The organism is Rhodococcus sp. WAY2 (genome assembly GCF_009859915.1).
GTDB classification, from domain to species: Bacteria; Actinomycetota; Actinomycetes; order Mycobacteriales; family Mycobacteriaceae; genus Rhodococcus_F; species Rhodococcus_F oxybenzonivorans.
In genome coordinates this window covers 84,286-108,802 of the sequence record NZ_CP046574.1, presented here as the reverse complement: position 1 = coordinate 108,802, position 24,517 = coordinate 84,286, and the positions used below count along the sequence as shown (strand labels likewise).

Annotated in this window: 25 protein-coding genes; 9 read left to right on the top strand and 16 right to left on the bottom strand. The window is 65.1% G+C overall.

Features of this window, described 5'->3' with window-relative positions; translation table 11 throughout:
- Positions 1–133 precede the first annotated feature (133 nt).
- The 4 genes from GFS60_RS35125 to GFS60_RS35110 all read right to left on the bottom strand — a co-directional run bounded on the left by GFS60_RS35125 (position 134) and on the right by GFS60_RS35110 (position 3,782).
- On the bottom strand, positions 134–931 hold the full coding sequence (locus GFS60_RS35125; RefSeq protein WP_159929203.1) for a hypothetical protein: 798 nt from the start codon (positions 929–931) through the stop codon (positions 134–136).
- The gene (locus GFS60_RS35120; protein WP_159929201.1) at positions 931–3,015 is read right to left on the bottom strand and encodes a hypothetical protein; all 2,085 of its coding nucleotides are present in this window, start codon (positions 3,013–3,015) and stop codon (positions 931–933) included. Before GFS60_RS35120 ends, GFS60_RS35125 begins: the two co-directional genes overlap by 1 nt.
- Positions 3,012–3,356, bottom strand: a complete 345-nt coding sequence (locus GFS60_RS35115) for a hypothetical protein (protein WP_054246173.1) — start codon at positions 3,354–3,356, stop codon at positions 3,012–3,014. The genes GFS60_RS35120 and GFS60_RS35115 overlap by 4 nt, the downstream gene beginning before the upstream one ends.
- A 237-nt stretch (positions 3,357–3,593) precedes the next feature.
- Complete coding sequence (locus GFS60_RS35110) at positions 3,594–3,782, bottom strand: hypothetical protein (RefSeq protein WP_054246172.1); 189 nt, start codon at positions 3,780–3,782, stop codon at positions 3,594–3,596.
- 209 nt (positions 3,783–3,991) lie between these two features.
- On the opposite strand from GFS60_RS35110, the gene GFS60_RS35105 reads away from it, so the two are divergent.
- The 4 genes from GFS60_RS35105 (at position 3,992) to GFS60_RS35090 (ending at position 6,784) form a co-directional block, all read left to right on the top strand.
- Positions 3,992–4,936, top strand: coding sequence for a phospholipase D family protein (locus GFS60_RS35105; protein WP_054246171.1), 945 nt, complete (start codon positions 3,992–3,994; stop codon positions 4,934–4,936).
- A 501-nt stretch (positions 4,937–5,437) separates the two neighbouring features.
- Complete coding sequence (locus GFS60_RS35100; RefSeq protein WP_054246169.1) at positions 5,438–5,773, top strand: hypothetical protein; 336 nt, start codon at positions 5,438–5,440, stop codon at positions 5,771–5,773.
- Between the two features lie 203 nt (positions 5,774–5,976).
- Positions 5,977–6,417 carry an N-acetyltransferase gene (locus GFS60_RS40540; RefSeq protein ID WP_054246168.1) on the top strand — a complete coding sequence of 147 codons (441 nt, stop codon included), beginning with the start codon at positions 5,977–5,979 and terminating at the stop codon, positions 6,415–6,417.
- Positions 6,377–6,784: a hypothetical protein gene (locus GFS60_RS35090; RefSeq protein WP_054246167.1), complete on the top strand. Its 408-nt coding sequence runs from the start codon at positions 6,377–6,379 to the stop codon at positions 6,782–6,784. Before GFS60_RS40540 ends, GFS60_RS35090 begins: the two co-directional genes overlap by 41 nt.
- A 467-nt stretch (positions 6,785–7,251) precedes the next feature.
- On the opposite strand, the gene GFS60_RS35085 is transcribed toward GFS60_RS35090, so the two are convergent.
- Entirely contained in the window at positions 7,252–8,082 is an 831-nt protein-coding gene (locus tag GFS60_RS35085) for a ribbon-helix-helix protein, CopG family (RefSeq protein ID WP_054246166.1), read from the bottom strand.
- A 79-nt stretch (positions 8,083–8,161) separates the two neighbouring features.
- Positions 8,162–8,479 carry a hypothetical protein gene (locus GFS60_RS35080; protein ID WP_082359730.1) on the bottom strand — a complete coding sequence of 106 codons (318 nt, stop codon included), beginning with the start codon at positions 8,477–8,479 and terminating at the stop codon, positions 8,162–8,164.
- A 162-nt stretch (positions 8,480–8,641) separates the two neighbouring features.
- Between GFS60_RS35080 and mihF the strand changes: the two genes are divergently transcribed.
- A complete protein-coding gene (gene mihF / locus GFS60_RS35075; protein ID WP_054246165.1) occupies positions 8,642–8,953 on the top strand; it encodes an integration host factor, actinobacterial type in 312 nt (103 codons plus the stop codon).
- A 380-nt stretch (positions 8,954–9,333) separates the two neighbouring features.
- On the opposite strand, the gene GFS60_RS35070 is transcribed toward mihF, so the two are convergent.
- The gene (locus tag GFS60_RS35070) at positions 9,334–9,681 is read right to left on the bottom strand and encodes a histone-like nucleoid-structuring protein Lsr2 (RefSeq protein ID WP_054246164.1); all 348 of its coding nucleotides are present in this window, start codon (positions 9,679–9,681) and stop codon (positions 9,334–9,336) included.
- Between the two features lie 131 nt (positions 9,682–9,812).
- Between GFS60_RS35070 and ligD the strand changes: the two genes are divergently transcribed.
- Positions 9,813–10,817, top strand: a complete 1,005-nt coding sequence (gene ligD / locus GFS60_RS35065) for a non-homologous end-joining DNA ligase (RefSeq protein WP_054246163.1) — start codon at positions 9,813–9,815, stop codon at positions 10,815–10,817.
- Between the two features lie 296 nt (positions 10,818–11,113).
- Here the strand turns inward: ligD and GFS60_RS35060 are convergent, their stop codons facing one another.
- Both GFS60_RS35060 and GFS60_RS35055 read right to left on the bottom strand, forming a co-directional pair.
- The gene (locus GFS60_RS35060) at positions 11,114–11,467 is read right to left on the bottom strand and encodes a hypothetical protein (protein WP_054246162.1); all 354 of its coding nucleotides are present in this window, start codon (positions 11,465–11,467) and stop codon (positions 11,114–11,116) included.
- Positions 11,464–11,808, bottom strand: coding sequence for a hypothetical protein (locus GFS60_RS35055; RefSeq protein WP_054246161.1), 345 nt, complete (start codon positions 11,806–11,808; stop codon positions 11,464–11,466). The genes GFS60_RS35060 and GFS60_RS35055 overlap by 4 nt, the downstream gene beginning before the upstream one ends.
- A 238-nt stretch (positions 11,809–12,046) precedes the next feature.
- Here GFS60_RS35055 and GFS60_RS35050 point away from each other — a divergent pair, with 238 nt between their 5' ends.
- Positions 12,047–13,411 carry a cytochrome P450 gene (locus GFS60_RS35050; protein WP_054246160.1) on the top strand — a complete coding sequence of 455 codons (1,365 nt, stop codon included), beginning with the start codon at positions 12,047–12,049 and terminating at the stop codon, positions 13,409–13,411.
- 334 nt (positions 13,412–13,745) lie between these two features.
- Positions 13,746–15,173 (top strand): SIR2 family protein, encoded by a 1,428-nt coding sequence (locus GFS60_RS35045; protein WP_054246159.1) that lies wholly within the window; start codon positions 13,746–13,748, stop codon positions 15,171–15,173.
- A 308-nt stretch (positions 15,174–15,481) separates the two neighbouring features.
- Here the strand turns inward: GFS60_RS35045 and GFS60_RS35040 are convergent, their stop codons facing one another.
- Positions 15,482–16,498 carry an XRE family transcriptional regulator gene (locus GFS60_RS35040; RefSeq protein WP_054246158.1) on the bottom strand — a complete coding sequence of 339 codons (1,017 nt, stop codon included), beginning with the start codon at positions 16,496–16,498 and terminating at the stop codon, positions 15,482–15,484.
- A gap of 88 nt (positions 16,499–16,586) precedes the next feature.
- Here GFS60_RS35040 and GFS60_RS35035 point away from each other — a divergent pair.
- Positions 16,587–17,731, top strand: a protein-coding gene (locus GFS60_RS35035; protein WP_122975572.1) for an IS3 family transposase whose coding sequence is annotated in 2 segments (ribosomal slippage) — positions 16,587–16,854 and positions 16,854–17,731 — 1,146 coding nt in all. Because the reading frame shifts where the segments join, the coding sequence is not laid out codon by codon here.
- 23 nt (positions 17,732–17,754) lie between these two features.
- Here GFS60_RS35035 and GFS60_RS35030 read toward each other — a convergent pair.
- The 6 genes from GFS60_RS35030 to GFS60_RS35005 all read right to left on the bottom strand — a co-directional run bounded on the left by GFS60_RS35030 (position 17,755) and on the right by GFS60_RS35005 (position 24,338).
- The gene (locus GFS60_RS35030; RefSeq protein ID WP_236603681.1) at positions 17,755–17,970 is read right to left on the bottom strand and encodes a transposase; all 216 of its coding nucleotides are present in this window, start codon (positions 17,968–17,970) and stop codon (positions 17,755–17,757) included.
- Between the two features lie 607 nt (positions 17,971–18,577).
- Entirely contained in the window at positions 18,578–18,757 is a 180-nt protein-coding gene (locus GFS60_RS39580) for a hypothetical protein (RefSeq protein ID WP_236603680.1), read from the bottom strand.
- Between the two features lie 469 nt (positions 18,758–19,226).
- Positions 19,227–20,507 carry a DUF2637 domain-containing protein gene (locus tag GFS60_RS35020; protein ID WP_054246180.1) on the bottom strand — a complete coding sequence of 427 codons (1,281 nt, stop codon included), beginning with the start codon at positions 20,505–20,507 and terminating at the stop codon, positions 19,227–19,229.
- Positions 20,508–20,662: 155 nt separating this feature from the next.
- Entirely contained in the window at positions 20,663–21,034 is a 372-nt protein-coding gene (locus GFS60_RS35015; RefSeq protein ID WP_054246155.1) for a hypothetical protein, read from the bottom strand.
- Positions 21,031–21,813, bottom strand: coding sequence for a ParA family protein (locus GFS60_RS35010; RefSeq protein ID WP_054246154.1), 783 nt, complete (start codon positions 21,811–21,813; stop codon positions 21,031–21,033). Before GFS60_RS35010 ends, GFS60_RS35015 begins: the two co-directional genes overlap by 4 nt.
- Before the next feature lie 1,289 nt (positions 21,814–23,102).
- Positions 23,103–24,338, bottom strand: coding sequence for a hypothetical protein (locus GFS60_RS35005; RefSeq protein ID WP_054246153.1), 1,236 nt, complete (start codon positions 24,336–24,338; stop codon positions 23,103–23,105).
- Between the last annotated feature and the right edge of the window lie 179 nt (positions 24,339–24,517).

Here is a 24,517-nt window from a genome sequence, read left to right as displayed (position 1 = left end):
GGGTGGGTCGAGGTGACGTCACCGTCGGGGTACCTGTTGTTTCCGGCAGTTCATCTGCCCTGCCGGACCCACCCGCGCCTCCTGATGGCGACGTCCGCGGGACCACCTGCGGAAACGGCACGTCCCTTTGCGATCAGATCCAGTCGATGTGGACGGAGTCGATGTGGTCGAAGTGGAATCCGAACTGGTCGCTGTATCTGTCGAAGCCTTTGTTTTCGGGGTAGTCGAGGGTGGCGTGCCGTTCGAGGAGTGCGACGACCCGGGCATGATCGTCATTGGCCAGGGCGGCGGCCAGTTCGCGGGACTCCTCAGGGGTGAACGGGGTGTCCGAGTTCGCGAAATCCAATGTACGGACCCGGTAGTCGTAGCCCTCGTCGGCGCCGTTACGGACCATCACACCACCCCTGACGCGGATGACCGCGGTCTTCGGTGTCCCATCCGGGCGCAACACCCCGGCACGGGCCATGATGTCCTCGGCCCGCACGGTTTTCAGTTTCTTGCTGGCGTCCGCACGCAACTCGTTCGTCTCCCCCGACCGGTACCGGGACACCGCCGAACGGGAGCGTCCGATCTTCGCGGCCACGGCATCGACGCCGCCGAGGCGCTCGATCGCCGCCCGCCGTTGCGCCCGCTCGAGCACATCCGGGTGCGGGATACGGCCGTGTTGCGCCCACCGGCGCAACGTGCGATCGGACGGTGGGGTGCGGCCGGCATCGATCGCCGCCTGCCGCAAACCCTGGTTGCCCAGTTCCTGGCGCAGTTGCTTGACGGAGACCTTGCTGGTCAGCCCGGCCAGTCCCCCGGTTGTGACCTGCTTCGACTTCTCCACCCCACTGGTCGCGGCATTCGCCACCGAGACTTTGAGGCCGTCGAGGCCGACCGCCTGCTGGGCCGGTTTCTTGGTCCGCGGCTTCGGCAGATGCAGCGCCATCAGTCCACCCCCGCCCCGTCGTCGTCGTCGTCGGCGGTGTCCTCGTTGTCGGTGAAGGCGGCCTTGATCGCCAGGTTCACCTCGTGCACGTCCGCAGCCGACGCCATGGAGGCTAGGAGGGTGTCGGTGAGGGCCACGTCTTTTTCCACCGTCATCTTTCCCAGCGCGCCGCTCGGGTCGGCAATGTCTTGACCGTTGGGGAGGAGGTATACCCAGGAGTCGGTGACGGTGCGGACCGGCCAACGATGGTGTTCGCGGGCGATGCGCATCGCGACGCGGCGGCCCCGCCACCGGCAATGGGCGATGATCGACGCCCGCCACAACGGCTGGTGGTGATGTTGCATCCGGGTCGCGGTCCACATGTCCGGGTTCACCATCCGCCCGATGTACCCCTTGTAACAGGACCCGAGAAACCCCTTCATCGCCGCATCCGAAGTGTCCACAGCGGTCTTGCGGGCCTCACGCAGGATCTTCGCCCACTTGTCCAGCACCCGACCCTGCTGCGGATACACCCACGCCTCGGTGACGTCGAGGTCGTCGAGATCGGCACCGATACCACCATCCGCGACCGGCTCCCGAAGGGCATCGAGAGTGACGGTGGTGACCCAGGTCTGCACCGGCTGATCGGCGAGCATGTGCGGGTGCGGCAACGGCAGCTTCTCGGGCAGCGACAAGGCCTGCCCCGCTGGCAGGGTGATCCGCCACAACCCGAACGGTGTGCCCTTCTCCCCCACCGCCGCGGCCGCGGCCGCCCCACCGGTCAAATGTGTGGGTTGCCCGTAACCGAGTTCGAGCATCCCGGCCGAAGCCAAATAGGCGGCGCGTTGGTCGATCGACACCAACCGGTCCGCATCCTCGAGGTCCTGCGCGTCGGGGACCCGGGTCCAGCCGACCGCGGGCTCGAGGTCCCCGCGCGGGGCACCATCGAGGGGTGGGACCGCGCCCGCGGTCGTCACCACGATGCCCTTACCGCTGCGGGTGCGTTCACGTTTGATCTTGTCGATGATCGCGGCGCCGGTGCGGGCCGGTGTCGGCCCGGGGAGCACCCCGAGATGCTGCGCGCACCAGGCCAGCCGGCGCCCGAGTTCCCGGGCGGCCGGGAGGTCGTCGTCCGGGAGATACGTTCCGGCGGCCGGTGAGCCGAGGACACCCATGTCGCCGACCCGGTTGTGCCAACCGAAGTCCTTGTTCCAATAGGTCCACACATACGGTTCGATCACCACATCGACCATCGACGTGAAGTTCCCGATCGTGCGGGACAGGTGCACCACATGCCCCGGTTCGCCGCGCAGCTCCCACCCCGCACCAAGTAGCGGGGTGAGGGTGGCATGCAGGGTGGCGGTCAACTCGGTTGCGGCACGTAACCGCAACGCTTCCATGTCGTCGACGTCGTCCTCACTGCCCGGATCGATCACCCACCCGAGTAACTCACACGCAGCCAACCCGACGACCCAGATCTGCGCGGGCGCCCCCAACGGAGTCAGCGACGCCCAGCGAATCAGCTTGTCCAGCTTCTCGAGTGAATCGACCGGACCGGTCAACTCCCGCCCCGACGGGGTGAACGTCCCGGCGGCGGTCACGATCAACGCATGCCCATCCGCGGCCTCACCCGCCGGCAGCGCCTCCCACACCGGTGTACGTCGTGTGGTCGTCGGTTCGATCTCCGATGCAGGGGAAACAGGGCCATCAGCGGGCACCGTTGGTTCCGCCGTAACTGCTTCCGGCGTAGCTGCTTCCGGCGTAGCTGCTTCCGCTGGTGCGGTGTCGGTGGCCTCGTCGCCGCGGTCCACCGCAGCGCTGTCCACCTTTGTGCTGTCCGCTTCGGGAGACGGCGGGGCCGGGACGTCGCCGGCTTCGGCTTCGGCGCCATCACACTGCTCGGACGATGTCCGGTGTGCGGCGCCGGCTGGCTCCGAGCCCGCCTGCTCGGCTGCCACGACGACACCAGCATCAAGGGAGTCAGCGTCGTCGTCGGGGAGGGCGGCGTCGTCGGGGAGGGCGGCGTCGTCGGTGGGAGCGGCCGATGTCGTCAGGGTGGTCTCGGGCAGTGCGAACAGGGGTATCTGCTCCCACGAAGAGCTCATGACTCCTGCTCGATGATCCGGCCGTCGAGATCTGCCGGAGGGACACGGTAGCGGTCGAAGAACTCCTGCAGGGCCACGTCCACGACATTGGTCACCGTGGATTGGCGATCCTTCACCAGCCAGGTCAACCGGGCCTCCGTCGACGCCAACACCCGGGTGTTCAGCGGCACCTTCGCCGGCCCCTTCCGCGGTTCCAACTTCGCCGTCAACTCCGGACTCGGCGTTCCCGACTCGATGACGCCTTCCGCGCCGGAACGCTGCTTCCCCGACCGGGCGGCGCCTGCGCGTCCACCCCCGGTCGCGCGGCGGGCGCCGCCCCCGAACGTTCCCACCTTCGCCATCCCCACCCCTCGCCTTCCACATACCGCCCGAATTGCCGCGAAGCTCACCCTACCCAGTACATGACGTAATGCCGGTATTTTCGCTGGCATGTTTGCGCGCACATTCGCGCCCAGGTTGTGACCGGGTGCAACCCTCCCGCCGAGGGCATCGACACCGCTGGTGACGGCCCGGCCCGGCATACTGCTCGGGTACGTCAGCGCCGGAAGCCTTTCATGACCCGGCAACCGTCGGATTCGTTATTCCACCAGCGTGATCGGCACCCCGGGCGTGAGAAACAGATGGTGCCGGGCGCCGTCATGAGCGAGGGACATCGCCACTCCCAGGGTGTGTCCCTCGGTAAACCGTGCGAGCAGCTCGCGGGTGGCCTCGAACCTGGTCTGGCTGATGCCGTAGGTGACACCATTGAATATGAGGCTGGGCACCATCCCTCCTTTGCTCTACCTGCGGTGGATCGTTGCCGAAAGTCTTACAGAGATCCGAGTATCCGCGCGGCCGGAACGTCACCCGCGCCACCGCGGAACTGCGGAACTGCGCCGCAGGGACGGTCCGAGACCGAGGACCCCTTCAGCTTCCTTGCCGCGTTGCCCGGGACCATCACCCGCCCCGGGGTGCGGTCCGGTTACCGTCTGTCGGTATGGGGACCACCTTCCACGGGCCGAGCCCGTGGCCGCACATCACCCGCGCCATCCGCACCCGCGGCGCCCGGTACGCCGCGATCGGCTACCTCGGGCAGGACGCACCCGCACTGCTCCCGCTGCGCGCGGGGGACCTGTTGGTCGTCAACGCCTCCAAGGCCGCTGTCCGGGCGCACGCCACCTCCCCCGCCGCCCTCACCTACTACGTCGAGCGGGGGGTGCGGGTGCTGTCGTCACCGACCCTGCACGCCAAAGTGATCGCCACCAACACCCGGGCAGTGATCGGGTCCGCAAACGCATCCGAAAACTCCACCCTCGCCGACGACGCCGTGATCATCACCGACGACCCCGACATCATCGCCTCCGTGCGAACGTTCATCGACAACCTCGACGAGATCACCGAGGTCGATCAAGTGTTCCTCGACAACGCCATCCTCGAGTGGGAGATCGGCCGCGCCGTCCCACTGCCCGGGGTCACCGGCCGCGTCCACACCGACACAGACTTCCTCCCCACACCGGTGACCCGGATGTTCGTCACACACGCCGTCGACTACGAACCCACCCACACCGAACAACAGATCCTCGACACCCAGCGCGGCCGGCACAACGCCGCCGGCGGCCCGGCAGCGAAGTACCAACTCGAATCACTCCGGCTCGACACACCCGGCACCATCCGGCGCGGCGACCTGATCGTCTTCGTCTCCACCGGCGACGAATGGATCCACCCACCGGCCGTGGTGATCTCCGACCCCATGAAGGTCCCGCGGTCCGGTGGGGCGGTGTTGTTCTTCCTACGCACCCGCACCGACCTGCCACCCCTACCCCTCCCAGGCGCCGAGAAGGCGCTGACCGACCTCGGGCACCCCGGCTCACGGCTGCGGACCGACCACTACGTCCGCTCCCCCAACCTCCGGACCGCGCTGCTCGCACTATGGGACCTGTGAGCAGCTGCGGTCACGAAAGGAGCGGCGCACACCACCACCAGCCACCCCAACCACGGAAACACCTCGAGGCCTGCCGGGGCCTCGCCAGCATTCTCATTCTCGCCTTCGAGGTCGATCCCGTGCCCGACAGTGTCGAGCGCGTAGCCGATGCTGTCGCCCCTCGAGTTGGGATTGGGTGTGGTGCAACGCAAGGCACCCCTTGTGGGCTCGTTGAAATCGACTATCCGGGCAGTCATCCTCGTGACCAGTGGGCTGCGGCGGACCTGGTCGAGGATGTCGACGGAAACCGTGTTCGGCGGAATGCTAGCTAGCGTAGCGACACTAGCTATCCGCGCTTTGTGGTTACCGTCGCGGAGTGTTTCGGCGCACGCCCCGGCCCGGGTGTTGCAGCCCAATCGATCTGAGCCTTCTCCGCTACCATCGACGACGGCTATCGCGGTAGACGCTGCGGCCCAACGCATCCCGACCCTGCTCTGTCCGCAATGGTCATTGCGGTGCACGGTGGCCCCGTGCAGTCCGGCGCAGGTCCGACCGGCCCTGTCGACGGCGCTGCTGCTGGTGGGCACCACGCTCACCGTCGGCGAGGCCGCCGACCGCCTGGGATCGGCGGTCCGCGCGGACGGGGTCACCCGCACACTGGCATGCCTGCGGAACGCCCCGCACTGGGACGACACCCTCACCGCGCTCACCCGGCTGGCGGACCACCTCATCGCGGAGCCGCCCCCGATCGACTACGACCGGCGCCGGCGCCTGGACTACCGCGCACTGCTGCCCGACGACCTGTGGCAGATGATCTGCTGCCGGATCGGAACACTGCGAAGCCCGATCCGGGTATGACGCCGGGCACCTCATCCGGACCTTCCAGCTCCCCCCGGCGCTCGCGCATCGGCTCGTCGACCTCGCACACGGGCGGCGGCCATCCTGATGGTGCCGTCCCGATGACCGGTGCGCGCATTGACCGTCACGCTCGGGCACGAGCATGACCCACCATCGAGGCCGGTCGGACCACCCTCGACAAGGCCCAGTCCACGTTTGTCGACGTGCTGGCCGAGTTGGCGGGAAGCGGACCGTTGCTCGAGACGCGCGTCCTGTCCGTCATGGACGAGGACGTGTCGCTCTACGACATAGCGGAGGACTTCCCGGACGCTCTCGGAGCGGGTTGGTCTTCGGGTGAGCTCACCGGACGCGAAGTCGACGTAGCCATCTGGGTAGCACCCGAGTGCCGCAAGAAGGGGTACGGCGCCGCCGCCGTGGAGCACAGCAGGCAGGAACTGGCCGCCGAAGTTCCCCGGCACAGTTCTAGTGGTTCGCGCACAGGCCTGACCCTGCGACGTGGTGGCACGGCGCGCACCCGTGCGCTGGACCACCACCTTCGGCGTGAACATGTTGTTTACAACAAATCGTTGACAGACGTCTGGTCGAGGGTGCAGCATCGAGTGCATGCCCACCGACCCGTTCACCCCACCCAACCCCAGTCGTGATCGCGCGCACCGCGAGTATGCGGGTCTTTTCCGCATCGCCGAACGGCACGGGTCCACTCCGGAACAGCGTGCCCGCCAATCTCATCCGGAGATGCTGGAACCTCTCGGCGCCATCCGCGTGGTCGCCGCACTCGCAGGCGGTACCACGCCACCGGAGCCCGGTGAACCCGACGTCGACGACGCCGACATCACCGCGGCGCTGAGCCTGATCCCCAAGGCCCGCGCGGAGATGGACCACCTCGAGGCCCTGTTCCTCGGAGTCGCTCGTCAGCGCGGGATGACCTGGCAGGCTATCGCGTTCGGTCTCGGACTCGGCAGCACTCAGGCGGCTCGGCAGCGGTACGAACGCCTGGTCAGCCGGACATGATGCGGTGGTCGGGGTCGCGCTGCTTGGTGAGGCCCCTGCGCCCAGCGGTAGTCCGGCTTGCCGCTGGGTGTCTGCTGCACAGCGTCTTCCACCCACAGGAGCCGTAGGGATCTTGTACCCGGCGAGGCTTTGCCTTGATCGAGCGCCGCCTCGAGATTACGCCGTCGGCACAGGCAGCTGGTGGGGAAGGTGCGCTGAAGAAATGCCCTCAGGTTGAGACAGATCGCGGTGGCCATACCGTGAGACTCGAGATGAACGAGCAGGTCGTCGCGTCTCGAAATGTCATCGGCCGCGAGACCCTAATGGGAGTCGATCAGCGAGCCTTCGTCGGGTAACGGATCACGAGGGGGAAGCTGATCATCGAGCCGCCGGCCGGTGAGCACTGCGAGTACATCGACATGCACCCCCACCCACGGACCAGCAGCCGTGGTCGATCAGTTCCTATGGGTGCGGGGGTGTCCGACGGATCAGCCAGGGGGCGCGCGGCGCCGCGCCTGGCGGCGGGCGTGGCGGGCCAGCAGATGCGCCTTGTTCTTCTCGCTGCGGAAGATCTCGCGATTGACAGCGTGTTCGATCATTCCGGGGGCCTCGAGCACACGCTGCGCGGCCAGACGCATCAACTCGGCGCGGTCGGACCCGACCCGTGCGGCCAAGGCGTCGAGCCTGTGCCGGAGGGGCTCGTCGAAGTGCACATTCACTCTGGCGGGATAGGTTTCGGGCCGAAGATCGCGCACTGGTGCGATGGCCTCCAGGTCCCTGGTGAGGTCACCGGGCTCGTCGAGCAGACGGCGTAGCGCAACCCGGGCAAGTGCGGTGCCCAGTTTGTCCCCGTGTCGACCGGCGAGACGCCAGACCTGGTGCCTGCTGGACGGGTTGACCATCACCTCGACCTTCTCGGACAGCCCGGTCCGCTCCGCCTCGCGGAGCATCGGATGTTTGTAGCGGCCGGGAGTTTCCAGGAATCGGTGCAACGCGATCCGCATCAGTGCACTGATCGTGGTGTCGTGCTCGGCGGCCAAGGCGGTGAATTTCTGCGCGGTGTCGGGTTCCAGTTTGAGCGTGAGCATGACCAGCGGGATCGCCCGCCGCACGTGCGAGAGTCGCCGCGCCTCGGCGAGACGATTGCCGACCGCTTTGGGTTGGGTGACCAGGCGGCGGCAGGCGACGCGGATCAACGCGCCGAACCGGCGCGGGCCGATGCCCTCGGCCATCTGCTCGAGTCGGTGTTTGGTCTCCGGGTCGAAGCGCAGCGCGATCGGGTCGCCCACCGGGATCCGCCCCGGCCTCGACTCTGTCATCCCTCGATCTTCTCGTCCTTCTCGTCCTTCTGGTCCGCCGGTGCGCATGAGTGTGCCCCGGCATCGGCCAGCCGTTCCATCACTCGCACTCGGCGGTGATCGCCGATGCAGGACACCACTGGGTGATTTCGAGACTTCCCCGCTTGTTCCCGGTGGGAATCGCGAACGTACATGCCGCCAGCCATTCGCCCCGGGAGGTACGCCCCCAAGCCCGGAGCACTCCGCGGACTCGAACATCCAGGTCAAGCCCTTCGGCTCGTACTCGAAGGGGCAGGTCGTTCGCGGATCGTCCGCCGTCGTGAGCGATGGCGGCAGAGACGTCGACAATGATCCGCTGGGGTGGGTCGACGATCCGCCACGGCTTCGGGTCGTAGACCGGCTTCCATCCTTCGAACACACATTCGATACTAGCTGTTATCGTGATGGTCGCCGCCAGCGGCCGTCGGAAGCGCGGGCCGCTGGCGTCGCCCTCCGCTTCCGCGCCGCGTCGGCGTGCTACCTGGCACGATAAACCCGACACCGCCTTTCCGTGGGCGGTTCGAGCAACGAGGAGCCGTATATGGCATTGCCCGTCATGACCGCCGAGCAGCGTGCACAGGCACTGGAGAAGGCCGCGGCAGCGCGGAAAGCACGGACCGAACTGCTGTCCGCGGTAAAGGCCGGTGACCTCACGGTCGCAGGTGTCCTCGCGAAGGCGGAGACGAACGACATCGTCAAGAAGACCAAGGTGTCGGCCCTGGTGAGAGCCTTGCCTGGCGTCGGGAAGGTGCGGGCAACGCAAATCCTCGAGGAGCTGTCGATCGCGGACACCCGGCGTATCGGTGGCCTGGGCACGAATCAGCGTCAAGCACTCCTCGACATCACCGCCTGACCCCGCACAGGTCGGAAGATTCGGCGGCCGCGGGGCCGTTGAAAGACGCGACGGTGTTCGACCCCATGCCCCGGGTACCACATCAGAATCGCCGCTTCGAGCGACCACTTGCCGAGAGGCGCACTGGCGGGCACCGTCACCCTGACCGGGTCAGACCTACAGTGCGTAGCGTGCCCCGAACAGGCACCGAAGCCGCTGACACCACCAGGTGCCGGCGGCTTCCCACGTCAGAGGCACTCGAAGTGCCAGGTGGGATCTTGCGTCCCCTGCATCAAGTTCGCCGATCCACACTTAGCCCGGTAGTCCGGAGTATCGGTCGTGCTCAGGCCGCGCCCGGTTCTACAGTGAGCCGGCGCGGCCGCACGGTGCCCGGATTCGGGTCAGTGCGCTGCGTCGAACGCGTCCTGGATCTCGGCGGGGATCCGGCCGCGTGCGGAAACTTGGTAGCCGTTCGCGGCCGCCCACTCCCGCACCTCCCGGGCCTGGGACCGGGACCGGGACCGCGCCGAGCCGGCCTGTGCGGTCGCGCGGCGCTTCTGGCCGCCGATCTTGGTGGCATGGTCGATGTAGAAGTCCATCGTCTTGAGGAATTCGCGGGCGTTCTTCGTCTTGAGGTCGATCTCGTAGTCGACACCGTTCACCGAGAACGTGATGTGCTCGCCCTCACCGGCCTCGATGACACTGCCGTCGAGGTCATCGACCAACTCCACCACCGTTTTCCGCGCCACCTGTGCACTCCTTCTGCTCCGGTTTACAGCCAGGCCGACCCTACTGCCCAGGCGACGGAAAACCACCGGCTTCATTTCACGCAGGACGTGAGTCATCACGGGGGCGGCTCGTCGGGGCGGACAATCAGCGGATGGGCGATGCTCACCGTGGGCTGATTGCGCCGATGTTGGCGACCCTGGGCGCTCCGCCCCTGGGTGAGTCGAGTGGGTCGTGGGCGGCGGAGATCAAGTACGACGGCTGCCGTCTGCTGGCATCATCTGGTGGCCGGGGCAGCGATCCGGTTCTGTGGTCCCGGAATCTGACTGTGGTGACGTCGTCGTATCCGGAACTGGTCGAGGCCTTGGCCGACGCTTTCGGCGGCCGCCGCCGGGTGGTGTTGGACGGGGAGGTTGTGGCGTTGGGAGCAGATGGGCGACCTTCGTTCGGCCGCCTGCAACGCCGCATGAACGTGGCGCGCCCATCGGCGGTGTTGCGCCGCCAGGTCACCGTCAACTTTTTCGTCTTCGACCTGCTCATCGATGGGTCATCACTGATGTCCGTGCCGTATCTCGATCGGCGGGCGGCGCTGGCCGAGCTCGTTCCGGCCCACGGTGCGGGTCTGCCGGTGCAGGCACCTCCGCATTGGCTCGGGCTGAGCGGGGAGACCATGCTCGGTGTGGCCCGCGAGACCGGGATGGAGGGTGTGGTGTTCAAGAAGGTCTCCTCGATCTACCTGCCTGGCAGGCGGACTCGGTCGTGGGTGAAAACGCTCGTGAGACAGCGAATGTCCGCCGTCGTCATCGGCTGGATCGCTGGCGGTGGCGCGCAGCGGAACGTGGTCGGCTCCCTCGTCCTGGGCGCCTATGACGCCGAGGGGGTCTTGAGGCATATCGGTCAGGTCGGGACCGGATTTACTGCCTCGATGCGCCGGCAATTGCGCGACCAACTCGGGGAACTCGAACGCCCGACCAGTCCCCTTGCGGACTCGACAGCACATACTGACGCCCCTCATGGTGTGCACTGGGTCGAGCCTCGGGTGGTCGTCGACGTCGAGTTCCGCGAGTTCAGCGAGGGTGGCGGTCTGAGACATTCGTCGTTCAAAGGGCCGCGATCGGATATCCCACCGGAGGACGCCACCCTGCCCGATCAACGCTGACGGGAAGGCAATTGGCTCCGGGAACCGCCGCTGGCGGGTCTGGGAGAATGAGGCTCTCCGAGCTAGTGGATCGTGTGCACGTCGGGCGAGAGAGTTAGGCATGGCGTATGACTGAGGATCCGGCAACTTCCGCTGCTGTGACGATCGGCGACACGGTGAGGCTTCACCCTCAAGGGGTCTCGAGGTTCAAAATCCTCAGTATCGAGGACGGCCGAGCAACTCATCGAGGCCGTGTTGGCAAGCCCAGGCACCTACCCGTTCAGCGTCCAGGTGAAATATCTCGTCCCGGCCGATTCCTAGCGCCCACCAGTACTCCCCGCCAGGCCCAACATCAGGTTTGTCTGTCGCGCCCGGACCATTCGATCGGCCAAGCGGTACACCGCCCGCTCGTCGGGGATACCGACCATCCTGGCGCGCTCGTGGGCCGCAAGGAACGCCGTGACCTCTGAATTCCCCCGCTGGCGGTCTCGGTGCTGGAACGCTCGGCGTGCCTCGGCCAGGTCCTCGAGGACCAACCACTGGAAGCGATCTAGCGTGGCGGCGATCTCGGCCATCCGCGCCCGCTGTGCTCGAGCCTCGCGCCACCGGTCGGGCAGGGACGACCCGGACAGCAGCGCATCGACGACGGCGTCGCGGAACTCGCTGATCACGGAGCGGCCGTTCCCTCGTCAGCGGCCACGCTGGACAGGGTCCGTCCACTTCTCGCCTGGTCTTCCCGCAGGTTCACGCGGGCGAGCATCTGCTCCATCTGGGGCCACCCGAAGCGCAGATCGGCTGCGATCATCCCCGCGCGGGTGTCCAGGTCCGGTTCGAACGCGGGGAAGACCACCCGCGCCGCCGGTGCGAGAACGTCGTGTTCAACGGCGTGCACGGTCTCGCTCGGCCAGCGTTCCTCACTGCCTGTGGTGTCGGGCTCTCCGAACAGCTGGGTCAGTCGGTGCCGAACGTAGCCGCTCTGTTCGAGTTCGGTCGCGGTGTAAAACTCGGTCAAGGCTCCCCCTTCGTGCGTTGTCGGTGCCCGCTTCAGGCTGTCGGGCTTTCCCTCGTCGCGCAAGATCTTGGCATCGTCGTGCGGCCGCGGCCACCTCGGCGCGAACTGATCGGAGTCGAGCGACAGCCGGTCGGTCGACCCGGTTCCGTCGTAAGGTCGATCCGGATCGGCACGACGTGACCCGGCAACCTCGGGAGAGGCCGGAATTGATCAGCCAAACACAGGGGGGCGCACGATCATGAACACTCACCGTGAGGGCGATGTCGGTTCGCTACCACTGGCTCCCCGAAACCCGCTGCCCTTCCGGCAGCGACTGAAGGCAGTCAGGGAATACCACACCGGCCAGGAATTGCTACGCGAGACCGGCGGGCCCGTGAGCAGGGTGACTCTCGGCCCGAAATGGCTGAACGAACCGATCGTGTGGGTCACCTCCCCGATGGGAGCTCGCGACGTCCTGAGCCGCAAGGACGCCGCGTGCGATCGGACCGCCGTTCACCAGGAGATGCGGCACCTGATGGGCGACAACATCGTCGACCTCCCCAACGAGCTCTGGCTTTCACGCAAGCGCACCTTACAACCGCTGTTCACCAAGCAGCGCGTCCGTACCTTCGCCGGCCACATGTCCCAGGCCGCAGCAATGGTCGCCGACGGGTGGGGTGACAGCACCGAAGTCGACCTGGACGCCGAGTGCCGCCGACTGACCATGCGGGCACTGGGCCGCTCCATCCTCGGAACCGACCTCGACAAGAGGGCCGATGCGTTCGCTGAACCACTGCGTATCGCCCTGTCGCATATCGCTGATCGGGGGATGCGGCCGGTCCGCGCACCGCGGTGGCTCCCCACCCCCGCACGTCGGCGAGCCTGGGCAGCGGATACGGCCATGCACCGGCTCTCGGACGAGATCCTGCAGGCGTGCCGCGCCGACCCCACCCGCGACGCGCCGCTCGTCCACGCCCTGATCGGGGCCACGGATCCGGCGACCGGACAAGCACTGTCGGACCAGGACATCGGCAACGACCTGATCGCCTTCGCCGCGGGCGGCTACGACACCACCGCCACCACCCTCGCCTACGCGTTATGGCAGCTCGGCCACCACCGCGACCTGCAAGACACAGTTGCGGCCGAGGTCGCCGGCCTCGGTGATCGCGAACTGACGCCCGACGATGTTCCCCGCCTCGGGTACACCGTGCAGGTGCTGCACGAAGCGCTACGGCTGTGCCCACCGGTCGCCGTGGCCGGGCGCACCGCCATGCAGGACATCGAGGTCGCCGGCTACCGGGTCGAGGCCGGCAGCATGGTGCTGGTCGGCATCTACGCCATGCACCGCGACCCCGCGCTCTGGGAGAACCCGCTGGTCTTCGACCCCGACCGATTCAATACCAAAAATTCCGGTGACCGCGACCGCTGGCAATACATCCCGTTCGGCGGCGGGCCACGGTCATGCATCGGCGACCACTTCGCGATGCTGGAAGCCACCCTCGCACTCGCCACCGTCATCCGAACAATCGAAATCCGTTCCCTGCAGAACGACTTCCCCCTCGCGGTGCCCTTCACCACCGTCGCCGCGGCGCCCATCCAGGCCCACGTCCGCACACGGAACTGATACCGACTCGGGTCACCAATGACCAACGACCGACCGGTACAACGCTGACGCGGGCCGCGCCTCCGTATCCTCCAGTCTGCTCGACGCCCCATAGAACCCGGGGATCGCTGCTTGCTCAGCTCTGACCGAGGAGACGAGACGGGCAGTTCTCTCCATCCAAAGAGCATCGCCAGCAGCGATCCCTCGTCCTCGGGTTCGATGGCACACCCGTCGAGGGTGCCTCGGTGTCGGCGTAGACGGCCGGTCTGCGCCGACACGGTCGTGGCTGGACAGGACGTTTGTGGCCTGACCGTGTCCGCCGTCGTGGCCGGAGCTTGGATGGGAGACTGTCGCAGTGAGCGCCGCAGAGCTTGGGAAAGAGACGATCGACATCCTCGCCTCGATGAGGATCGACTCTCACGTCGGAGTGCTCCTGGGAGCAGGTGCGTCTGCGGCAGCTGGTCTACCCGACTGGAATACCTTCGCGGTGGACCTGTTGGCGACAAGCGGCGCAATCGAAGATCACGAAACGGCTAGGGCCTTCTTGGCCGGCCAAGATCCGGCCATCGTTGCGGAAGCCGCGAAGAATGCTGCCGGGGACAACTGGACCTCGTTACTCAAGTCAGCGCTGTACGGCGAAGAACCCGTGGATCCGGCACCGCTGCACACGGCCGCGGCCGCGCTGGCGGAGAGGCGTGGTCCCGACGCGATCTCGTTGTTCACGTTGAACTACGACGACTTACTCGAGTCGGCGCTGCGCAACGCCTCGACGGATTTCGAGGAAGGGGAAGTCGAGGTCTTCAGTCGGGAAAAGAGCAGCCCACGTGCCCCAAGGGGTGCGTACGAGGTGCATCATCTACACGGCTTTCTTCCCCCGAACGCTACCTCGTCTGACTCCGTAATCCTCACGCTGACCGACTACAACAGGTTGGGGCAGCGGCGGACTACATGGCAAGAATCCGCGCTTCATGACTCACTCCAGAAGGGGCCGCTGATCCTGGCTGGCACGTCGTATCGGGATCCGGACATTCGGCAATGGATTCATGACCTGACGTGCGACGGTGAGAGCGGCGAGGTACTGGTTTTCCTCGCCCGAGAAGGCATGGGGCTCGACCGAGTCCAGTTCAATCGCGTGGAAGCCGCACTCAAGACCCAGTGGTCAGCCCTCGGGGTACAGGTAATCGCAACGCACGACTACTCCGATGCCGCTCAAGCCCTTCGCGAACTGCCCTTTGTTGGGGTACCCGGCTACTTACCTCCGAGTGAGAGAGCCGCCGCCCTATGGCAAACCCATGTCGAAGATTTCTCCATCCTGCAGAAGGGGGACTCCGATGAGCTCAATCACGATCTGGAAACGCTGCAGGATCTACTACCCAACTTCACGAACCTGACGTTGTGGCTGGCTGATGGTGCCGGCGGGCTCGTCCGGTGGGCAGCCAACGATCGGACATACCGCCATCCCGAGTATCTGCGTCGGGCAGTTCCTGGACATGACAGCGACTGGATTGCCGGGCAGTGCATTGGACGCAACGGGCAACTCGTCCGAGACATTCCGCAGGCCGGGTCAACCGCACGATGGCGGTCCGTGGCGGCAACGCCGCTTGTTGTCGAGTTCTCCTCCGCGCCTGCGCTGCCGTGTGGGGTAATCAGCGCTGCTTCCACGAAGCAGGTTGCGGAGGAGCAGGTTGACGATGTCAATGCGGTCTTCGCGGAACTGTCCGAGAAGTGGTCCCTGCTGCTGGAGATCCGAACGGGTGTCTACGGTCAGCATTCGCCATTGTGAGCTACCCTGGATCCACCGAGGGAGGTGGCAGCATGAAATCGACCGCACGAACCGCAAGGACTTCTGCACGCAGGGTGTCGACCGACACTTTCCTGGTGAGCAGTGCGACGACACGAAGCTCCGCCACCGGCAAGTTCCGGAAATCGGGCGAGGTCAATCGGTTCATCGTCAATTCCAGCCCTGCCGTACGCGACCAAATCGCACAGCGCAACCAACGGCACTCAACGAGCTGAGTCCAGCTCGCGACATTGCCGGGAGGCCTGCTGCCCATGCTTCGGCACGGTGGGCATTCGTGCGCGGCAGGATCGCTAGACGAGTGTCAATTTTGGTCGAGTGTCACCCTGTCCCAAGAGAAGTCGCAGTCGGGGAAGATTGAGCCGCAAGTCGGTTGCGAGTTCCTTGAGGGTCAGCCCGTTTGTCTCGGCCATTTCGAAAGCCGACCGGAGTAGCGCTGGTATCTCGCCCGGATACCCCTGGACCGACTCGTGAACGAACAGACCCGACGTTCGAAGTGTGGCGAGCCGCTGGTGGGCCCGCCTGTACGTAGCCTCGGAGACGACGCCGACCTCCTTGCATCGACGGAGCAGTGAGTCGACCGATACGCCCCACTGCACGCTCAACTCCCCCAGCTTCTTGAAGTCGAGACGAGGTGGCAGTAGCGGCGTGATCTCGGCTCGTGGGGTCAGGAACTCCGCGGCGAACACGTCGGCCTCTCGCTCCTGCTGGGTATCTCCGGGTAAGCAATCGCTATGCATCACCAGGTGCCCAAGCTCGTGAGCGGCGCTGAATCGGTGGCGGTACACGTCATCGGCCCGGTCGGGTGTGAGCACGACGATGGGCCGTGGCAGCTTCGAGGTGGAGAAGGCGTCGATGTTCTTGGTATCGGTGCCAGCGAAGGGCACCAGCGTGACGATGATGCCGTGCTGCTCCATCGTTCGGACCATGCGACTGAGTCGGCCCGTGCCCAGATCCCAGTGACAGCGAAGTGCTTGAGCCGCCGCGACTGGGTCGGTTGGGAAGTCGGTTTGTTCGACCTCCCCGGCGGAGAAGCCTGGTAGGTCGATGATCGGAAACCGCACCCGCTTCTCCAGGGCGTAGGTCAGCTCCCAGACCTGCTCGGCGAACGATATTGCCTTGTCGCGCTGGCTGACCGGCGTGCGGCGCAGACTCCGGAAATGTGCATCGGCCGCATCCAGACGTGCATACGGCCGGCCGGCCGCGAGAAAGGCGACTGGGACGTCGAGGACTCGGGCGAGGGCTTCAATGTTGTCCGGTCGCGGGTTCGCTGTTCCGGATTCCCACTGGCCGACCGCGACAGGGGACACTCCGAGTGGCGTGTCCCCCTTGAGTAGGTCCGGGTTGTTCTAGAGTCCTGATTGCCCTGGTGAGGGCGAAGAAGGGACGATAGGGATCATGGCGGGACGCAAACGTCACTCGGCGGAGGACATCGTGCGCAAGCTGCGCCGAGCCGATGAGTTGGCCGCGGAAGGCAAGAACGGCGAAGAGATCGCCGCCGCACTCGAGGTGTCGGCGGCCACGCTGTACAACTGGCGTCGCCAGTACTCCGGTATGGACGCCGACGCCGCGAAGGAACTCAAGGAGCTACGGGAGCAGAACAGCCGGCTCAAGCGGTTGCTCGCCGATGCCGAGTTGGAGAAGGACGCGCTGCGGGAGATCGCCAAGGGAAAATTCTGAGCCCGACCGCCAAACGCGCCGCGATCACCCTGCTCACCGGCACCATGCAGATGTCGGAGCGGTTCGCGTGCAAGGTCGTTGGGCTCTCCCGATCCTCCTACCGGCGGTTGCCGTTGGCGCAGACACCGGACGACCCGGATGCCGATCTGCGCGCAGAGCTACGCGGGTATTCCCGCAAGTATCCGCGGCATGGGTTCCGTCGGGCGTGGGCGTGGCTGCGCTACGACCAGGGCGCCCTGGTGAACAAGAAGAAGGTTCACCGCCTGTGGAAGGAGGAAGGACTGCAAGTCCGGCGTGCCCCACGCCGCAAACGTGCCGGCCAGTCCTCCGTTCCGATCGTCGACGCGGATGCTCCGAATGTTGTGTGGGCATTGGATTTCCAGTTCGACTCGACCGTCGACGGCAACACGGTGAAGATCGCGTCAATGGTCGACGAGCACACCCGGATGTCGTTGCTGAACATCGTGGACCGCTCGATCACCGCCGACCGATTGATCGAGGGCTTGGAGAAGGCGTTCGCGATGTGGGGTGTTCAGCCGCTGGTATTGCGCATGGACAATGGGCCCGAGTTCATCTCCGAGGCACTGCGGGCCTTCTGCGCTGGGTCGGTGGGGGTGTCCTACATTCCGCCGGGCACGCCATGGAACAACGGGTTCATCGAGTCGTTCAACAACCGGTTGCGCGATGAGTGCCTGAACCGCAACTACTGGCCTACGCTGCTCGAGGCCCGCGTGGTGATCGAGGACTTCAAGAACGACCACAATCATCGACACCGTCATTCGGCGCTGGGTTACAAGACTCCTGCCGAGTACGCTGCCGGATGCACCCACCGGCACCAGCCCGTGGCGTGCGGGATCGACTGATCGACTGCACGTAGGAACCGGCTCTAGAAACAACCGGACCGACTATCGGGGACCTGCCATTCCTTCGCTGCGTCGGTGTCCATCCCGCCGTACTGGCGTCGCCAGTTGTACAGCGTCGCTGCCGACACCTCGAGCTCCGCAGCGATCTCCTCCTGCGTCTTGCCTGCAGCAGCGAGCTCGTCGGCACGGCGCAGTTTGCGCACGATGTCCTCCGCGGAGTTCCGCTTCCGTCCAGCCATGTTCTCCATCGTCCTATCCGCCCAGTTCACGGGCAACAAGACTCTAAAACATAGTGGCGCCGTTCACGGGGGACACGCCACTACCATCGCGGAGCATTTCGGCGCACGATCGATAACGCCGCCCACCGGTCCGGGTCTTGCAGCCCAACCGATCTGAGCCTTCTGCGCAGCCACCACCGCACGTGATGGCGATCCGCGGCTGGCCATCGGGTCGTCGGCGCAGAAACAGACAGCCGCCCCAGGCTCGGGGACTTACGTCACCGTGATGAAATCGCGCCTGCCCTCCCCCCGCCAGAAGAGCCACACGAGATGGGTTCGCCAACCATTCCGCAAGTGAAAGTACCCGCGTCGAGACGCTCACTGATATGCCCGCGGCACCGTCGAGTGACTTCGGCAGCGGCGATAACATTCGGCGAGACCCGTACTCGACTCTCGCGACTGCGATCGATCGCGGTCACCGTCGTGTTCGATCATCATCCAGATCTACCCCACTTGCGGGATCGAGTGGCGGTGTACGGCTGCGGTGCGGCCGTCAGCTCGCCAGGTACCCCCGAGGAGACCCGACTACAGCTCGACGGATATCCGTTGCCGCATCGTGCGGGCAGGGTTATTGCTTCGCGGTGATGGCAGCCTCGATACGGCAGCGCAGGTTTTCGTCCAGGCGTGAACTGTCGAACCCGGTCACCACCGCCAGCTCGGTTCCGATGCGGACGTGGGCAGACTTATTGACCACCGATCCGTCCTCACAGCCCACCAGGTCGAGGCCAGCGGCGATGACCTGAGCCATGGCGTCATCGCGATCGGACGCTTTCCCGCGCGCACCGATGTCCGCTGAATCTCCAGATCCCAAAACGACACGAACCACTCCACAACCGATTCCCACCACTCCCTGGGGCTTACCCGCATGCAACGCGGCGCCCGCCCACCTGCAATGCGCAGATGATCGCCGACGTTGTGATGGTGTTGCATCTGCATTGCGGTCCACACGTCCGATTGTCTGTTGCATCCGAATCGGGCGCCGGCGTTGCCAACCTCGTGCTGGTCGGCGTTGCGTTGCCGCAACCAGGCGTTGCGTTGCCAACCTCATCTGGTTGGTCTGCAATGTCGGGCTGTGTTGCGGTCAGAGGCGCTGGGTGTTGCGGAGGTTCGGAATTTGCTGGGTGGTCGCGCCTCGTTCTGTTGGTCGGGCGGTCGTCTCCCCGGTCGAGCCGCGGAGAGTACGAACTGGCCGTCGCCGCCTTGCCGGGGGCGGGTGATCAAGGTGCCCCGACCAGTGTGTACTGCGGATCGAGCGTTGCCGCATTGCGTCCGTCCGCCATCTCCTCGAGCTCCGGCAACGGGGGCGTCCGGAACCCGGCGACGACCGCGCGTTGCGCAACCTTGTCGAACCGGCGCATTGCGGTGCTGGCGGCCTTGGCCCGCGTGAGCGTGGCGATTTCCGCATAGCTGTGCTGTTCGAGGATGCGCAGTCGGGCCGTCTCCTTCACTACAGGCTCGAAGTCGGCGCACGCGTCGATGAAGTCGAGGAGGTTCTCGATGGTCTGGGCCTCGTCCGGCAACACGAATGGCTCTTGCGAGTCCTCCGGCGCATTGCCGACCTTCAGTGCATCGTCATTGCGCTTGCTCAGTGCGCTGGGCGCAACGTGCTCCTCGGTGAGGGCCGCAACGTTGGTGAGGTCATCGGGGTTCGCCTCGGTTGGTTGCGCGGCATCCGCAACGCCGGTGGAACTCTCAGGTGCGGTCGCGGCGGCCTCACGGCTGTCGTCGGGTGCCGAGGAGTCGTCTGCCGGTGCAACGTCGGCGACCTGCGCAACGGCCTGAGCAATGCGCGGCGCAACGTCAGGGGCCGGCGCAACGTTCAGGTCCGGCGCAACGTTCAGGTCCGGCGCAATGCTCGGAGCAACGAAGGCCGCAATATGGCCGGGGTTCCGTTCGGATGCAGGCATCGACTCGGCCGCCACCGTGGGGTGATCGGTCGCGATGTCCTCACCGTCCCGCTGTTCGCGGTCTCGGGTGTCTCGGACGACCGCGGTGGACTCGGTGTGGGCGGTGCCGATGGCCTTGATGAGGATTCCGACGCCGTGGGTGAAAGCCAAAACTAAAAGCGGCGGAATGACTGCAATGAGTGAGGCGCCGGTTGGAGTCAATGGGGTGTATCCCAGGTCGATGCCAGCTGCAACATTCCGCGCGGCGGCTTCCCCGGCGCGGTAGGCGTGGTAGGCGTTGCCGAAGACGCTGATGAAGACGACGACGACTGCGAGCCAGAGGAAGAAGTGCTTCCCCGTTGCGCTGCCGTTGATTTTGCTTAGCGCAACGATGGCGATCGTTGCGCCGAGGATTGCGCCGTCGACGATGGCGGGGAAGATCCAGGTGAGGTAGTGCGGGATTCCGGCCTGCATTGCGAGGTCGCGTTGCACGGCGAACGAGAGTACGAACGCTCCGGTGGTGATGCCGACCGCAATGGCGATGGCAACGATTAGGGCGGCAATCAGCGCGCGGAGCTGGATTCGTGCTGCTCGGATACTAAGGTCGTTCATGATCGGGTGTCCTTTCACGGGGTCCCGGTCCACGAGGCCCCCGCCGGCGCAATCGGCGGGGGCTTCCTTGTGTTGGTGCGGCCAGTGCGTCGCGGTGGGCATACCCCGAACCACGAGCGCTCACCTAGCACCGATAGCTAGTGTTGCTATGGGCGCTAGCAGCCGTTGTTGGTCAGGTACTCGATGAGCGCGGCGTCGGTGACTGACGAGATAGTGATGCTCCGGTCCCCGGTCTCGTAGCGCAGCTTGTCCACACCGCGCGTCAGGCGAGCCTTGGTCGAGGGCCGAACCCGTACGTTGTGTTGTTCGCTGAGTTTCTCGACAGCCGATGCCGCCTCGGCTGCATGAGACAAGACTGGCGTGACGGGCGCGTCGGCGACAGATCTGATGGTCGATTCGGGCGGAAGTTGCGTCGGCTTCTCGTCGACGGCGGCCGGGGTGGGGTCTTTGACGACCCGGGGGCGCTCAGGAAGATCTGCGGCAGGGTGCGCGGGCCTGCGGATAGCGGGTTCACGTTGGACACTCATACGGTCGCTCCTGCGGTCTTGAAGGGTAGTTCGCTGAGTAGGTCGGTGTACGCGAGCTGCAATGACAACGATTTTCCGCCCGCGAACTTGTGAATCGGGGTGCGCGCACTGTGTGCGTCCTGCCGAGTGGCGTACTCCGGGATGGCGGTGCGCGCAACGAGGTCGCCGTAGACTTCCCGCAGCTCGCTCTCCCGGAATTGGTGCTCGCCCGTCCCCCGTCGTCGACTGAGGACGATCTTGTCAATAGCCAGATTCGGGTTCGGGCGTCGCTGGACGTTCTCGACGGTTTCGAGGAGCTTGGTGACGCCTTGAACACTGTCAATGGTGGGCTCGGTTACTACGATGACCCCGTCCACCGCACAGAAAACGGCGAAGAGCAGTTTGCCGAGCGACGGTGGGCAATCGAAAAGGACAGCGTCATACGCGGACAGGTCGAGGCCCTCGAAGGCAATGTCGAGGCGGAAGATGAGGTCGTTGGCCCCATCCGACTCGATGTTCGCGAGCGTCTGATCGGCCGGGATCAGATCGACGCCGTCCCAAGGAGTGGCAATGACGGCGTCGATCGCCGTGCCCGACTCCGTTCGGCTCATCAGGTCGTAGGTTGTCAGCATCTCGTCGGTGATGGTGACGCCCACGCCGTTGGTGGCGTTACCCTGGGGGTCAACATCGACAACGAGGACGTGTCCGCCAGCGTTGCTAATTGCGCTCGCGAGACCGAGGGTCGTGGCGGTCTTGCCCACTCCCCCTTTCTGATTGCAGATCGCACATTTGCGTGTCATGACTTGGTTCCGTTCCGTCGAGGCCAGGAGACTTCCAGATGCGCGCGATGAGCGTTAGTGCAACTCCGCACGCTCGCGTAGGGAGCATAGCGAGGCTTGGCTACTGAGCTAGCTCGACACGCCGAGCAACGCTAGCCCTATTTGTTAGGTGAGCTAGCGTGCATAGCGTATCTAGTGTCTCTAGTTCAGCTTTCGTAGCGACCGACACTGCGAACGCAGCCATAGCTACGGGAACTACGAATGCGAACGTATCTACGCTGTCTGCGATCGCTTTGCTTGCAACGCTTACTGCACTATTTTGCGTAGCTTCGTTAGATAAGATTGCGACTATAGCGAAGACAGCGACGATTGATAATTGACCTTCTCTAGCAAGCGTTGCGCTCGTAGTTCTGTTCCCACTCATAGCTCTGAACGCAATCCTACGACCCCTAGCCTGCGTAGCCAGCTTATTTAGGCTAGAACGGCGAGTCCGCATAGACATGCAAGGGTTCATAGAAAGCGGCGCTACTGTAGCGCACATACGGTGTCTAGCTCCGGTAGATATCGTTGCTGACATCTCTCCGATAGCGACGGTTGCGAGCATTGCTGCGATAGGCTCGGTAGCTGTGATCGTCTCCATAGCAGAACTATTCGCGATATGAAGGCTAGAACCGATAGTCCAGATAGCCTGGATAGTTACGCTTCCCTCCTTGCCACCAAAGTAGATCCCGTCGATGCTATAGGAGCTAGCGTTGATATTTCTGCAGGTCAGAGGGTCGCCGCCACAACTATGCCAAGCGGCAACGTCACGCGAAACGCATCCTCCAGCCCGATCGCGTCTGCCGAGGCGCGGCGGAACCCCGCGAAACGGAGCAGGCCAGGCTTCGAGCTTTCACAGCTCGACATGCTGCCCGAGCGTCTCGCCCCGGATCAACCGTGCACCACTTTCGGGCTAGCCGCGCTCCGCTAGCTTAGCTAGGCTAGCGTCCATATCTCTGTGAGCGAAACCTGCTATTTCCGCCAGCGTCCTTAGTACAACGGTCACTTCACCGCTAGCTACTACTTCAGTCCTAGCAGCTATAGGTGGGCGAGCAATCAACGCGCGCATAGCTAGTCGGGAAACCTTGAATTGGCTCGTGTTACTACTCTATCTAGTACCGCTAGCAACGCTAGGTAGCCTTACTAGCATCGCACTGCGGAGTTACGTCGCTTGCCCAACGAGCGCGCATACGCTGGCCAGCGCGTCGCAGGAATTCCACAGCTTCAGAACGAATCGGACGTGTAAATCGCGTGTGCACGGAGCCGACGGATCAGGGCAGTAATCGGTGGGCGAGTTGTTCGGCGTTGAGTTGCCGAATGGCGTCGTCGACGGCGTGGCGGTCGGTGAGGTCGACGCCTCGCTCGGTGAGCGCTGCGGCCACCTGTTTGGCGGGGCCCCAAGTAGTTTCATCGTCGAACGCGTCATGGAACTCGGGTAGGAAGGTATCGACAGCATCGACGACGGGGCTGATCCACTGGCGGTCGATCCCCTGCTGGGTCAGCGCGAAGGTCAGCCATCGGCGCAACACGAAGGACAGTGCGTTTCGTTGGTCGGCGTCGAGGACAGCTTTGCGGGGAAGCCAATCTGTAAGCAGCAGCATCACTTCGCCCGGGCTCCAGCACAACGGTCCGGCGCCGATGTAGCCGTCGCCGTAGTCGAGGAACAGCTCGGCCAGCGACCGGCTCACCTCGTCGTCGCTTCCGATATCGGTGAGGAAGTTCTCGACCAGTTGGCGGCGCCTTTCCTCGGGTAGTCCGGCATGTTCGGGCCATTCTGGCAGGTAGTCCCGGCAGCGGGACCATGCCAGCGCCCTGTGATCGCAAAAGTCCTCGTCGGCGGTGCGGGGCCAGGTCATGTCGGTGGTGCGCAACGCGTGCGCAAGATCAGCGAGTACCTCGGCGACCGGGGCCGTTTGGAGCGGCATCGGTGCCTCGTCAGGTTCGCGCAGCTGGTCCCACGTGGTGGCTGCGCCGGGATTCAGGAGAGCGAGTTTGTCGATCATCAGCCCGCCGGCCTGGTAGATATGTGCCATCAATGTGTGTGGGTGGGGTCCGTCGTAGTCGATGAACAGGACCCGTTCGCTGTCGTACACGCCGACCGCGCGCCACGCCGCGGTCGGAGTCCACGCCTCGACGGTGTGCCAGGCCGGCAGTGGTTGGGTTTCGGCCAAGATGTGGAGGGTGTCGGTCAGCATGGAAAGGTCGGGCGCAGGTGCGACCCGCGCGAGCGCGTCGATCGCGGCCAGTGAGTACGGAGACGGTGTGGTGCATGCTCTGCCGGTGACTTGCATACACAGTTGATGCGCGGGCTCGCGTTCGGTTACTGCCGCTGTCGACCACGCCTCGCCGAGCCAGCCGCTGGCCCAGGTTTCGGCGGTGAGCACATCGTTGATTTCGAGGAGTTGCCGGGCGTCGCGCAGGAGAAGATCGGCGGGGTGGAGTTGCCGGGGAGCACGGCGAATGGGTCGGCTTTTGCCGCCCTTGCGGCGGCCTCGGCTTTTGGGCATATTCGCAGTCCACCACAGACACCGAGCAAGTCGTCATCACGACGCGCCGTTCGGTGAGATTTCGGCGACGTCCGTATCTGCCGTCACGTGACAGAAAGCGGAGGTACCCGGGGTATCAACGCTTGCCGAACTATTCAGGCTCGCGAGGGTCGCCTAGCAATGCTAGCTCGCGTTGCTAG

What these genes read in the sequence shown, in the direction of transcription:
- GFS60_RS39580 (WP_236603680.1), bottom strand. Translation starts at nt 18,757, where the DNA reads ATGGCTCAGGTCATCGCCGCTGGCCTCGACCTGGTGGGCTGTGAGGAC.
- mihF (WP_054246165.1), top strand. Translation starts at nt 8,642, where the DNA reads ATGGCATTGCCCGTCATGACCGCCGAGCAGCGTGCACAGGCACTGGAG.
- GFS60_RS35115 (WP_054246173.1), bottom strand. Translation starts at nt 3,356, where the DNA reads ATGGCGAAGGTGGGAACGTTCGGGGGCGGCGCCCGCCGCGCGACCGGG.
- GFS60_RS35090 (WP_054246167.1), top strand. Translation starts at nt 6,377, where the DNA reads ATGCCCACCGACCCGTTCACCCCACCCAACCCCAGTCGTGATCGCGCG.
- GFS60_RS35015 (WP_054246155.1), bottom strand. Translation starts at nt 21,034, where the DNA reads ATGAGTGTCCAACGTGAACCCGCTATCCGCAGGCCCGCGCACCCTGCC.
- GFS60_RS35105 (WP_054246171.1), top strand. Translation starts at nt 3,992, where the DNA reads ATGGGGACCACCTTCCACGGGCCGAGCCCGTGGCCGCACATCACCCGC.
- GFS60_RS35010 (WP_054246154.1), bottom strand. Translation starts at nt 21,813, where the DNA reads ATGACACGCAAATGTGCGATCTGCAATCAGAAAGGGGGAGTGGGCAAG.
- GFS60_RS35030 (WP_236603681.1), bottom strand. Translation starts at nt 17,970, where the DNA reads ATGGCTGGACGGAAGCGGAACTCCGCGGAGGACATCGTGCGCAAACTG.
- GFS60_RS35120 (WP_159929201.1), bottom strand. Translation starts at nt 3,015, where the DNA reads ATGAGCTCTTCGTGGGAGCAGATACCCCTGTTCGCACTGCCCGAGACC.
- GFS60_RS35125 (WP_159929203.1), bottom strand. Translation starts at nt 931, where the DNA reads ATGGCGCTGCATCTGCCGAAGCCGCGGACCAAGAAACCGGCCCAGCAG.
- ligD (WP_054246163.1), top strand. Translation starts at nt 9,813, where the DNA reads ATGGGCGATGCTCACCGTGGGCTGATTGCGCCGATGTTGGCGACCCTG.
- GFS60_RS35020 (WP_054246180.1), bottom strand. Translation starts at nt 20,507, where the DNA reads ATGAACGACCTTAGTATCCGAGCAGCACGAATCCAGCTCCGCGCGCTG.
- GFS60_RS35050 (WP_054246160.1), top strand. Translation starts at nt 12,047, where the DNA reads ATGAACACTCACCGTGAGGGCGATGTCGGTTCGCTACCACTGGCTCCC.
- GFS60_RS35110 (WP_054246172.1), bottom strand. Translation starts at nt 3,782, where the DNA reads ATGGTGCCCAGCCTCATATTCAATGGTGTCACCTACGGCATCAGCCAG.
- GFS60_RS35085 (WP_054246166.1), bottom strand. Translation starts at nt 8,082, where the DNA reads ATGACAGAGTCGAGGCCGGGGCGGATCCCGGTGGGCGACCCGATCGCG.
- GFS60_RS35005 (WP_054246153.1), bottom strand. Translation starts at nt 24,338, where the DNA reads ATGCCCAAAAGCCGAGGCCGCCGCAAGGGCGGCAAAAGCCGACCCATT.